This is a genomic window from Arthrobacter sp. Cr_A7 (assembly GCF_029222765.1).
Taxonomy (GTDB): Bacteria; Actinomycetota; Actinomycetes; order Actinomycetales; family Micrococcaceae; genus Arthrobacter.
In genome coordinates this window covers 1-11,956 of sequence record NZ_JARHXQ010000020.1, presented here as the reverse complement: position 1 = coordinate 11,956, position 11,956 = coordinate 1, and the positions used below count along the sequence as shown (strand labels likewise).

8 protein-coding genes are annotated in these 11,956 nt (G+C 66.9%); 5 read left to right on the top strand and 3 right to left on the bottom strand.

The annotated features are described in order from the left end of the window. Nucleotides 1-20 precede the first annotated feature (20 nt). On the bottom strand, nucleotides 21-494 hold the full coding sequence (locus P2Q66_RS01100; protein ID WP_275724907.1) for an SRPBCC family protein: 474 nt from the start codon (nucleotides 492-494) through the stop codon (nucleotides 21-23). A gap of 173 nt (nucleotides 495-667) precedes the next feature. Here P2Q66_RS01100 and P2Q66_RS01095 point away from each other — a divergent pair, with 173 nt between their 5' ends. Continuing rightward, entirely contained in the window at nucleotides 668-1,141 is a 474-nt protein-coding gene (locus tag P2Q66_RS01095; RefSeq protein ID WP_275724905.1) for a GNAT family N-acetyltransferase, read from the top strand. 64 nt (nucleotides 1,142-1,205) lie between these two features. Here P2Q66_RS01095 and P2Q66_RS01090 read toward each other — a convergent pair whose 3' ends face one another. Further along, nucleotides 1,206-2,486: a wax ester/triacylglycerol synthase domain-containing protein gene (locus tag P2Q66_RS01090; RefSeq protein ID WP_275724903.1), complete on the bottom strand. Its 1,281-nt coding sequence runs from the start codon at nucleotides 2,484-2,486 to the stop codon at nucleotides 1,206-1,208. A gap of 113 nt (nucleotides 2,487-2,599) precedes the next feature. Here P2Q66_RS01090 and P2Q66_RS01085 point away from each other — a divergent pair, with 113 nt between their 5' ends. From P2Q66_RS01085 to P2Q66_RS01070, 4 genes are all read left to right on the top strand, one after another. Further along, on the top strand, nucleotides 2,600-3,157 hold the full coding sequence (locus tag P2Q66_RS01085; protein WP_254865426.1) for a hypothetical protein: 558 nt from the start codon (nucleotides 2,600-2,602) through the stop codon (nucleotides 3,155-3,157). Then, entirely contained in the window at nucleotides 3,154-6,012 is a 2,859-nt protein-coding gene (locus P2Q66_RS01080) for an ATP-binding cassette domain-containing protein (RefSeq protein WP_275724902.1), read from the top strand. Before P2Q66_RS01085 ends, P2Q66_RS01080 begins: the two co-directional genes overlap by 4 nt. A 226-nt stretch (nucleotides 6,013-6,238) precedes the next feature. Then, nucleotides 6,239-6,415 (top strand): CsbD family protein, encoded by a 177-nt coding sequence (locus P2Q66_RS01075; protein ID WP_137320645.1) that lies wholly within the window; start codon nucleotides 6,239-6,241, stop codon nucleotides 6,413-6,415. A gap of 126 nt (nucleotides 6,416-6,541) precedes the next feature. Beyond that, nucleotides 6,542-8,182, top strand: a complete 1,641-nt coding sequence (locus tag P2Q66_RS01070; RefSeq protein ID WP_275724898.1) for a serine/threonine-protein kinase — start codon at nucleotides 6,542-6,544, stop codon at nucleotides 8,180-8,182. 28 nt (nucleotides 8,183-8,210) lie between these two features. Here P2Q66_RS01070 and metH read toward each other — a convergent pair whose 3' ends face one another. Next, nucleotides 8,211-11,867: a methionine synthase gene (gene metH / locus P2Q66_RS01065; RefSeq protein ID WP_275724896.1), complete on the bottom strand. Its 3,657-nt coding sequence runs from the start codon at nucleotides 11,865-11,867 to the stop codon at nucleotides 8,211-8,213. Nucleotides 11,868-11,956 lie beyond the last annotated feature (89 nt).

Genomic DNA, 11,956 nt, shown 5'->3' with positions numbered 1-11,956 from the left:
AGTTGGTCCCCGTGGCACTCCTAGAACTGCCCGGTGGGGCCGCTGTCCTTGATTTCGCCGCGCCAGCCGCCGGTTTCGGTACCGCGCGATTCGATGAAGGCCTTGAACTTACGCATGTCCGCCTTCACCTGCATCTCGTCGATCTTCAGTGCCGCGCCCGCCTTTTCAGTGACGGTTTCCGGCGCCCATTCGAAATGGACCCTGACCTTCGTGTGGCTGGCATCCACCGGCGTGAACCTGATGATGCCGGCATGGGATTTGCCGTCGGTGCTGCGCCAGGCGATCCGGTCGTCAGGCTCCTGGTCAACGATCTCAGTATCGAATTCCCGCTGCACGCCACCCACTTTGGTTACCCAGTGGTTAGTGGTGTCGGTCAGCTGGGTTACGGATTCCACGCCGGACATGAACTGCGGAAAGGATTCGAACTGGGTCCACTGGTTGTACGCGGTCCGCACCGGGACATCGACTTCAACGGTCTCTTCAACGTGTTCCATCTGCTTGCTCCTCATGACGGACGGCCGCAACAGCGGACCGGCAGCACTGGCAATCCTGCCAGTCAGGCAGCCGCCACACTTTCACCATAAATCCGGCCGCTACCGGGGTCCAGACCCTAAAATTGCAGGTCGAAAGGGACGAATTGACGGCGCCAGCCGGTAGATTTGAGCCGATGATTTCCATTGACCGGGACGACCCCGCACGCGCCGACGTCCACCAACTCCTCAGCGAACACCTGGCGGACATGTACGCCACCTCACCGGCCGAAAGCGTCCACGCCCTGGACCACTCCGCCCTGTCCGTACCGTCCATCACGTTCTGGACGGCCCGCGAGAACGGGGATCTGCTGGGGTGTGGCGCGCTCAAGCTCCTGGATTCCCCGTCCGGGCCGGCCATGCACGGCGAGATCAAGTCCATGCGCACCACAACCAGCGCACGTGGCCGGGGCGTAGCTACCTTGATGCTCCGGCACATCCTCGACGACGCCCGCGCCCGAAAGCTTCAGCGCGTCTACCTCGAGACGGGAACCGAGGACTACTTCGCCCCCGCGCGGCGGCTGTATGCCCGGCACGGCTTCACCGAGTGCCCGCCGTTTGCCGGTTACACCCTGGATCCCAACAGCGTTTTTATGGAGCTCCATCTCTAGAGAACTATCCGCTCAAACGGGCATAGTGCTGCCAGGCTTTTTAGGGCAGGTCGCACCACTAAATTCACTTTCCCAGACGTGCCATCTCCTCCCTCATGGCCTGCGCGAACACGTCGCCCCTCACGGCCGACGCGTCGAAGTGGATGCCGCAGCACAGGTTGCCGGCGTAGGAGACCGCCGCGACGCCGAGCCGCACGTTGCCGGCGAGAACCGCAACCGGCCAAAGCGCGACGACCGGAGCCCCAGCGAGACGGAACATTCCTTCCGGTCCCGGCACGTTGGTGACGAATCCGGCAACCAGATGCTGCCGCCGGGCGAGGTGGTCCATGATGCGCGCGCCAACTGGGCCGCGCATAAACTCCAGGGTGCCCTGGTCCCTTGCCTGCGGCTTCTCCTTACGGGTCTGCTCGGCTATGAGCCGCAGCCGCTCGTCGGGGTCGGGCTCGCCGAGTGGCAGCTGCACAAGCATGACTCCCACCTGGTTCCCGGCAGTCCCGATGCGGCGCAGCGCCACCGGCTCCGACACCGGCAGCACATCGGGAACCGCCTCGCCGGCAGCCATCAAGACCGCCCGGAAGCCGGACGCCGTTGCGGCGAGCAATGCATCGTTTACCGTGGCACCCCGCGGACGCCCCGCCGTCTCGAGGGCTGCGATTTCTGCCTGCAGGAAAGCGACGCCGCGGTACCCGCTGCGCTCACCGAGCAGCACCGTGCCGCCCACGCCATGGCCCCACACGGTTTTTCCGATGCGGCGCAGGCCGGCCCTAACCCGGCGCAGGGTTCGGCGTGGATCCCTGCGCGGGCGGTGCTGCGGGGCCTCCGCCGGCCCTCGGCTATGCGGCTCATTCCCCGCCTCCTCCCCCGGTTCGGCGGGATCGAAGAGCTGCTGCACGATCACTGCCGCGGTCATCCCGTCGGCCACCGCGTGATGGATCCGCAGCACGACGCCGAGTTCCCTGTCTGTAGCACCCGGTAGCAGCAGGATCTCCCACAACGGACGGTCCCTTGCGAGCGGCTGGCTCATCAGCTCCGCGCATTTGTCCTGAAACTCCCCAAGACCATGGACGGGGTCTCCGAGGCGGATATGGCGCTCGACGTCGGGCTCCGATTCAATCCAGTGATATCGGCCGCCCACCTGGACAGTTCTTTTGCGCAACGCCGGCAACTCCGCAATCCGCTCGCGGAGGACCGCCCGCAGCTCTGCAATGTCCGGGGTGCCGTCAGGAGCCAGGAAACCGCCCGGCCCGAGGAGACAGGCGGCCAGGAACACGTTGACCTGGCCCGCGTGGTCGAGCACCAGGTTCGCCTCATCAGCCGGGGCCAGCTTTTGCGTCGCCGGGTGCATCTCTTGACAGTAACCGTGAAATACCCGGCCTGTCAGGTGCGTTCGGCGAAGACCTGACGTCACACAACGCGACGGCATCCCGCTCCGGACGGGCAACGGCCTACCCTTGACAGGTGACTTTGACTAAGATGCGCACCGCCGCCGCGAGCTCGCTCGCCGCCGCCGGTCTCCTGTTTTCCCTCGCCGCCTGCTCCTCGCCGGCCGCCACCCAGCCAACCACCTCTGCACCGGCTTCCACCGCAGCGGCCTCAGCCAGCGCCGACGCCGGACCCTGCGAAGGCGTGAAGGTCATCGTGGATTCGGGCGCCCTCAAGCAGGATGCCGCCGACACCTCCGTTTGCGTGGATGTGGACGAGCCCACCGTCGCTTCCGAGATTCTCGACAAGGCTGACGTGAAAACCGAGGGCACCGAGCAGTACCCCACCGAACTGGTCTGCCGCGTGAACGGTGTCCCCGCCGCGGACTTCGACATTACCCACAAGGCCGGCACGTACCGTGAAGAATGCAAGGGGATGCCCGCCGCCTTCGCCTACTGGTCCCTCTGGGTGAAGCCCGCCTCCGGTGACTGGGCCTATGCCCAGGAAGGCCACGCCACCCTGAAAGTGAGCCCCGGCGAGAGCCTGGAACTGCTCTACACGGTCGACGGCGAACCGGCCGCCCCCAAGGCATGACCTTCCGACCCGCGCCGTTACGCGCCGCGGCGGCCCTGGCCGCCATCTTCGTCGCGGCGCGGGTCATCTACCGCATCCTTTTCCACGGGACGGCACTTGGCGGGCCGCTCCTTCTGGACCTGCCCGCAATCCGGCTGCCTGCCCCGTACGCCCATGTAGTCCTCCTCGGCCCCGTCACGGGATCCGGGCTGTGGGAGGCGGTCCTGTCCGCCCTGCCTATCGCCGGAGTCATCCTCGGGTTCGGCCTGCTCAACGCTTTCGTGGATGTGGCGCGCGGCTTCGTGCACCTGGCCCGGCGTGGCCCCGTGCAGGGTTTGGCGCGGACGCTTGTGGTGGCGTGGGCGGCGCTTCCGGCACTGGCCGACGCCGTTGCCTCCGTACGCCTGGCCTTCCGCTTGCGGGGCGAAAAGTTCGGGCCCCGCGCCCTGGTGCCCGTGCTCGAGCGCACCCTTGAGCACGCCGGCCGGGTTGCCGCCGCCCTGGAGCTGCGGGGCTTCGGGAGCCGGGCGGCGCACCGACCCAGTAGAAGTACCGAAGCGCCGGTCCTCATCCGGGACGCACAGTTCCGCATTGGCAACGCCCAGGTGGCTGTGGCGGAATTCAAGCCGTCAACCGGATCGATTGCAGTCATTACCGGGCCAACGGGCTCGGGAAAATCCACCATCCTGCGGGGCATCGCCGGCCTCCTCTCCCACGTTGACGGCGGGGAAATTTCCGGCACCGTCAGCGTCGGCGGAACGGACCGTGCCGCCACGCCGCCGCGCGATACTGCCCGCCACATCGGCGTTGTTCTGCAGAATCCCCGCGCTGCGTTCGCCAGCACCCGCGTCCGGGACGAGATCTCCCTCGCCCTTGAGCTGCGCGGCGTGCCATCCGCTCCCGCCAAGGCCCGCGTGCTGGAGGTCGCCGGGCGTATCGGGGTGACGGATCTGCTGGACCGGAATCTCAGCACCCTCTCAGCCGGTGAGGCAACACTCGTCGCCATCGCCGCTGCCGTGGTGGATCATCCGGCCCTGCTGCTCGTGGATGAGCCCCTGGCCGACCTCGACACCGCCGCCCGCGGACGCGTCATTGCCGTGCTTCACGCCCTCGCCCGCGACGCCGGGGTCTGCGTCATCGTGGCCGAACACCGCGCGGAAGCACTCCTACCGGTGGCTGATTTCTGGTGGACCATCAGGGACGGCGCCCTGGTTCCGGCTGCAGCGCCCGCGCCTTCGTATCCTTCCGAGGCACGGCCGGAGCCGGCACAGCCAACGGACCTCGCGCCTGTACTGATGGCGACAAACCTTGCGGTGTACCGCAAGGGCCAGCCGCTCGTGCGCGACGCATCCCTGACCCTGCACCACGGTGAAGTGGTGGCCCTGGTGGGGCCAAACGGGGCCGGGAAGTCGTCCCTCCTGGTGGCGCTCGCCCTCGGCGAGGGCACGGCGGGCGACGGTACAGGCGGTCTGCAAACGTACGACGGCGGAACGGTCGACGGCGGCCGCGTCGCCCTGGTGCCGGACGCCTCGGACGACCTCTTTACCAGGGATACGGTCGCAGGAGAGCTCCGCGCGGCCGAGCGGCGCCTGACGCGCCGAAAGAACGGTGGACAATCTGAGCCGGGTTCTGCAGCTGCACGCCTTGCCCGTCTGCGGGGCGACGTCAGCATTCCCATTGGCCACGAACATCCCCGGGACCTTTCCGCCGGAGAGCGCAGGATCCTTGCCATCGCGCTGCAGACCATGGACGCCCCCCAGGTCCTGCTGATCGATGAGCCCACCCGCGGACTCGATCCGGCCGCGCGCACAGCAGTTTCGGCGGCGCTGCGGGCAGCAGCGGACGCTGGCACGGCCGTCCTGATCGCCACGCACGACCTCGACTTCGCCCAGGGCCTCGGCGCCCGGGTCCTTCCGATGCGTGACGGCGTCGTACCCTCTTCGTTGGCCGCCACCGCACCTGAGCCGTCCCCTCCGGATCTCCAGCTAACAGGTGCCGGACCCAAGCCAAGAGTCGACAAACAAGCAGATTCCCAGGCCCTGCATAAACATCACCGCATCCGGTTGCCGCGCGGCGTCGAACTCGCAGTCCTCGCGGCCGCAAACATTCTGGCCCTCGGCGCCTTCTGCTGGCCGCTGCTCGCCGCGGCCCTCCCCCAGGACGCCGCCGCAGCCCTCCCCTACGCGGCGCTGGCCATCGCGCCGTTAGCCGCGGTCGCCGTCGTCGTGTCCCTGGACGGTTCCGTCCGCTCGGCACACACCGTGGCGCTGCTCGGCGTCCTGGCCGCAGTAGGTTCCGCGGTGCGGGTGGCGAGCACCGGCGTCGGGGGCGTGGAGGCGGTCTTTATCCTGTTGATCCTGGCCGGCCGGGCGTTTGGTGCCCGCTTCGGTCTGCTGCTCGGGGCCGCCACGATCGCCGTCTCCAGCGTTTTGTGGGGCGGCGTTGGGCCGTGGACGCCGTTCCAAATCTTCGCGTGCGCGTGGGTGGGCGCCGGTGCAGGCCTGCTCCCGCGACGGGTGCGGGGCAAAGCGGAGCTGTGGATGCTGTGCGGCTACGGCGCCGTGGCGTCCTACCTGTTCGGCCTGCTGACCAACCTGTGGTTCTGGCCCTTCGCGGTGGGTGCCGGCACCGGCATCTCCTATGAACCGGGGGCGCCGCTGGCTACCAACCTCAGCAGCTTCCTGCTCTACTCATTGGTGACGTCGACGGCGGGCTGGGACACCCTGCGTGCGGTCACCACGATCATCGGAATCGTTGTGGTGGGCCGGGCAATTCTGGCCGCATTCAGGCGGGTTAAGCCGGTCTCCAGCATGGGCAGCCAAGCCGCGAAGGCTTCCTCCACCCAGGCCAGGGACCGGCTTCAGCTCAAGGTCTGAGGAACACCCGAAACCCGATGAACGCGACGGCTCCGTGGCCGGAAAGCCGTGCGTATCTGATGCGAATAATTGCTCTAGTGCAGGGCTCCACGGCAGCCCGGCACGTCGCACCGCTTACGTTCCCGAATGGTCAAGAACCGGACAGGCACTTGAAAACAGGATCCTCAGCATGCTTATTATGTTTGTAGCCGAATGCGAACGGCTGCCAACCAGAGGAGGAAACACCATGGGATTGGGCGACAAGATCGAAAACGCTGCCGAGAAAGCCGGCGGCAAGGGCAAGGAAGCGGCAGGCGCGGCCACGGGTGATGAGAGCCTGCGGACCGAGGGCCAGGCCGACCAGGCCAAAGGTGATTTGAAGCAGGCCGGCGAGAAGGTCAAGGACGCTTTCAAGAAGGATTGACCAGCCTGCAACGAGGGGCGCACTCAGCGAACGGGGTGCGCCTTTTGTTGTCTCCGCACCGAGCGGAGCAGCGAAAGCAAATACCCGGCCGGATAAGAACGGCCAGAAACGCCTACGGGAGCTCGCATGACGGAAGTACAGAGGTCGGCGGTAACCGGCCAACTTTTCTGCCGGCGATATCGGCTTCAGGAGCTGGTCGGCCGCGGCGCCGCCGCAGGCGTGTACCGGGCGCTGGATGAAGCCCTGGGCCGGGAAGTGGCGCTTAAGGTCTTCTCCAAGGAGGGCGGCGAGCCCGAGTTGCTGGCCCGCCAGGACGCTGAGATTCGGATCCTTGCCTCCCTGATCCATCCGTCCCTGGTGACTTTGTTCGACGCCGGCACCGATCCGGACACGGAGCGGAGCTTCGTGGTGATGGAGTACGTGCCCGGCCCTGACCTCCGCCGTCATCTGCGGGACGGGCCCATGGACCCCGCCGAGATCGCCAAGGTGGGCTCGGATCTGGCAGCTGCCCTGGACTACGTCCACAGCCGCGGCGTGATCCATCGGGACCTCAAACCGGGGAACGTGCTTCTCTACAACCCCCGGCCCGGCCAGCCCTATACGCACTGGCGGGCCAAGCTCGCCGATTTCGGAATCGCCCGGATGATGGAGGAGGACCACCTTACGGGGCCAGGCCGCATGGTCGGCACTGCCGCGTACCTAAGCCCAGAGCAGGCTCTCGGCGAGGCTTTGAACGGTGCAAGCGACGTCTATTCCCTGGGTCTGGTACTGCTGGAATGCTTCACACGCCAGGTTGAGTTCCCTGGCAACCAAATCGAATCGGGCGTGGCGCGGCTCCAGAGGAGCCCCGTCATCCCCGACAGTGTTGGCGCAGGCTGGAAGGCCCTGCTAACTGCGATGACTGCCCGGCAACCCGCCGACCGGCCAACCGCGGCAGAAGCAGCGAACACACTGCAGCGACTGGCCCTGCAGGTCGACACGCACGCCGCCTCCGTGACAGCTGCTGACATCGAACCTACGGAGCGGAACGTCAGGAGTACAACGACTCCCGTGCCCCCGCCGTTGCCGCCGCATCCGCCAACCGTTGCTGCCCGGCAGTTGCGAAAACCCGGAAAGCGCGCCCGGGCTGCTCTAGCCGCGTCCATCGCGGCGGTCCTCCTCGCCGGAGGCACAGCTGCAACCCTTGGCGGTGAGGGCACGGTCCAGTCAGCTTCACCTGCCGGGCCGGCAGTACCGGTGCAAAACAACCCAGTCGATTTTCACCTTGACCAGCTCGAAACCGCCCTCAAGCCCTCCCCTGCTTTCCAGTCCACACTCAACCAGGTGCGCCAGGCGGTGATCAAAGGTGATCTTCAAACTGCCCTCACCCAATTGGACCGGCTGCAAAAGGCTGTAAGTGATGAAGCAGTCAGGAGCGGGGTGACGCTCGAAAAATACCGGAGCATCACCGAGGCCATCCGCCTGGTCCGCAACGATCTGCAAACACTCATCACCGCTTCTGCCGGACCGACCGCTGACGCAGTCCCCGCAGCCCCCGGCCCTGTGCCGGTCACAACTGCAGACCCCGTTCCTGTTTCCCATCCCCTACCCGCGCCCGTCATTACCGTGGAAATCCCCGCCGGCGCACAGGCAGGTGATACCCCTCCGGGGGAGCAACAGGACCAAACCACGAACGAAGAACAAACCACCACAGGTGGAGGCCTCGACAACGAAAAGTCCAAGGCCGGCAAGCCGAAAGATCACGGGGGCGGCAAAAACAAGGACTAACCCGCACTCGGGCGCAGAGATGACCAGCTCACACCTTGAAGTACTTCGCCTCCGGGTGGTGGAACACGAACGCGTCGGTGGACTGTTCGGGGTGCAGCATCAGCTCATCGCTCAAAACAACGCCCATCCGCTCGGGCTTCAGCAGCTCCGTCACCTTGCGGCGGTCCTCCATGTCCGGGCACGCGGGGTAGCCGAGCGAGAACCGTGCACCGCGGTAGTCGAGCTTGAAATACCCTGCCGTGTCCTTCGGCTCCTCGGCCGCGAAGCCCAGCTCCTTGCGGATCCGCGCATGCCAGAACTCCGCCAGCGCCTCGGTGAGCTGCATGACCAGGCCGTTGAGCTCGTAGTAGTCGCGGTACTGGTTGGCTGCGAACATCTTGGACGTGAACTCCTCGATCTTCGAGCCTGCGGTGACCAGCTGCACGGGCAGCACGTCGATCTGCCCGGACTCGCGAGACTTCACGAAGTCGGCCAGGCACAGGTGCCGGTCGCGGCGCTGGCGCGGGAAGTCGAACCGCAGCCGGTCGGTGCCGATCGGACCGCCTGAACCGCCGTCGGGGGCGAGCAGGCCTGCGGTGCCCAGGACGCCGTCGTGATCCTCGCCGTGGTGCAGCACCACCACCTGTTCCCCCTCGGAGACCACCGGGAAGTAGCCGTAGGCGACGGACGCGTCCAGCATTCCCTCGGCGAGGATGCGGTCCAGCCAGTAGCGCAGGCGCGGCCGGCCCTCGCGTTCCACCAGTTCCTCGTAGGAGGCACCGTCCTCGCCGCGGCCGGGCTTGAGCCCCCACTGCCCCATGAACGTGGCGCGCTCGTCGAGCAAGGCCGCGTAGTCGTGAAGTGCCACGCCGCGCACAATGCGCGTGCCCCAGAACGGCGGCGCAGGGACGGGGTTGTCGGAGGCGACGTCGGACCGGCCGGGCATTGCCTCGGGCTCGGTCACCGTGAACTTCGCACCGCCCTTGTGGATGCGCTTCTTCAGCGGCGGCAGGCCGACGTCGTCCGGCGACTCGCCGCGGGCGACGCGCACCAGCGGTTCCATGAGGGCGAGGCCCTCGAAGGCGTCCTTGGCGTACCGGACCACGCCGTCAAACTGCTCGGCCAGGTCCTGCTCCACGTAGGCGCGGGTCAGGGCCGCGCCGCCCAGGATGATGGGCCACTTCTTCGCCAGGCCGCGGGACTGCAGCTCGGCGAGGTTTTCTTTCATCACCACGGTGGACTTCACGAGCAGCCCGGACATGCCGATCACGTCGGCGTTGTGCTCCTCCGCCGCGGCCAGGATCTCGGCGATGCCCTGCTTGATGCCGATATTGATGACGTTGTAGCCGTTGTTGGTGAGGATGATGTCCACCAGGTTCTTGCCGATGTCATGCACGTCGCCGCGCACGGTGGCGATCACCATGGTGCCCTTGCCCGAGGAATCCGACTTCTCCATGTGCGGCTCGAGCAGCGCGACGGCGTTCTTCATCACCTCGGCGGACTGCAGCACGAACGGCAGCTGCATCTCGCCGGCGCCGAAGCGCTCGCCCACCACCTTCATGCCTTCGAGCAGGTGGTCGTTGATGATGCCGAGCGGGGTCAGGCCCTCGCTGCGCGCCAGGTCCAGGTCCTCCTCGAGGCCCTTGCCTTCGCCGTCGATGATGCGCCGCTCCAGGCGCTGGCCCGTGGGCAGCGCCGCGAGTTCCGCGGCGCGCTGGTCCTTGAGCGCTGCGGTGTCGACGCCGGCGAACATGTCCAGCATGATGGCGAGAGGATCGTAGGTGGTGTTGCCGTCGGCGTCGTATTCGCGGCGGTCCCAGACGAGGTCCAGGGCCACCTTGCGCTGCTCTTCCGGCAGGGAGGCGAGCGGCACGATCTTGGCGGCGTCAATGATGCCGCTGGTCAGGCCGGCCTGCGCGGCCTCGTGCAGGAACACCGAGTTCAGGACGACGCGCGCTGCGGGGTTCAGGCCGAAGGACACGTTGGAGACGCCGAGCGTGGTGTTGATGCCGGGGTACTTCGCGGTGATCTGGCGGATGGCCTCGATGGTTTCGATGCCGTCCCGGCGGGTTTCCTCCTGGCCGGTGGCGATGGGGAAGGTCAGGGCGTCGACGATGATGTCCTCGACGCGCATCCCCCATTCGCCCACCAGGGCGTCGACGAGGCGGGAGGCGATGGCCACCTTGCCTTCGGTTGTGCGGGCCTGGCCCTGTTCGTCGATGGTCAGGGCGATCACGGCGGTGCCGTGTTCCTTCACGAGCGGCATGATGCGCGCGAAGCGGCTGTTCGGGCCGTCGCCATCCTCGTAGTTGACGGAGTTGACCACCGGGCGGCCGCCGATGAGTTCCAGCCCGGCCTGCAGCACGGGCGGTTCGGTGGAGTCGATGACGAGCGGGAGGGTGGAGGCCGACGCGAAACGCGAGACGACCTCCTTAATGTCAGCGACGCCGTCGCGCCCCACGTAGTCGATGCAGACGTCCAGCAGGTGCGCGCCGACGCGGACCTGCTCGCGGGCGATGTCCACGCAGTCGTCCCAGCGTTCTTCGAGCATCGCCTGGCGGAACGCCTTGGAACCGTTGGCGTTGGTGCGCTCACCGATGGCGAGGTAGGCGGAATCCTGGTCGAACGGCACGTGGTGGTAGAGAGAGGCGATGCCTGCTTCGCGCTCGGTGGGGGTGCGGGCGGCGCCGCCGTTGGTGGCTTTCGTCTCCGTGCTGACGGGGGCTGCGGTGCGGAAGGGCGCAAGACGTTCGACGACGGCGGCCATGTGCTCCGGCGTCGTACCGCAGCAGCCGCCCACCAGGCCCAGACCAAATTCGCGCACGAACTGCTCGTGGGCGGTGGCGAGCTCGGTGGGTGAGAGCGGGTAGTGCGCGCCGTTGGGGCCGAGGACGGGCAAGCCGGCGTTGGGCATGCAGGCGATGGCCACGGAGGACTGCTTGGAGAGGTGGCGGAGGTGCTCGCTCATCTCGTCCGGGCCGGTGGCGCAGTTCAGGCCGATGGCGTCGACGCCGAGCGGCTCGAGGGCGGTGAGCGCGGCGCCGATTTCGGAGCCCATGAGCATGGTTCCGGTGGTTTCGACGGTGACCTCGACGAAGATGGGGAGCCGGATGCCGCGGGAGACGATGGCCTGCTTGCAGCCGTTGACCGCAGCTTTGGTCTGCAGGAGGTCCTGGCTGGTTTCGATGAGGAAGGCGTCCGCTCCCCCGTCAATGAGGCCCTCTGCCTGCAGGGCGAAGGTCTGCTTGAGGTAGTCGTAGGTGGTGTGACCGAGGCTGGGGAGCTTTGTGCCCGGGCCCATGGAGCCGAGGACCCAGCGCATGCGGCCGTCTGTTTTTTCTGCCGCCTCGGCGCGTTCACGGGCGATCTGTGCGCCCTTGCGGGCGAGCTCTTCGATGCGGTCGTCGATGCCGTAGTCGGAGAGGTTGGACCAGTTGGCGCCGAAGGTGTTGGTTTCGACGGCGTCGATGCCTGTGGCGAAGTACGCGTCGTGAATGTCGGCGAGGACATCCGGGCGGGTGTCGTTGAGGATCTCGTTGCAGCCTTCGAGGCCTTGGAAGTCTGTTTCGAGCGACAAATCCCGGCCCTGCAGCATGGTGCCCATCGCGCCGTCAGCAATAACCACCCGGTGGTTCACGGCGTCCAGCAGTTCCTGCGAACGGGCAGGGCGGGGCACGGACTCAATATCAAGCGCAAAACGAGGCATCTAAACAGGTTACGTGTGGCGGCTGCAACGTTGCGCTGTGTGTCCGTGTACTACGACGGGGGTGGGGGCCTTCTGGGGTTGAGTGGATT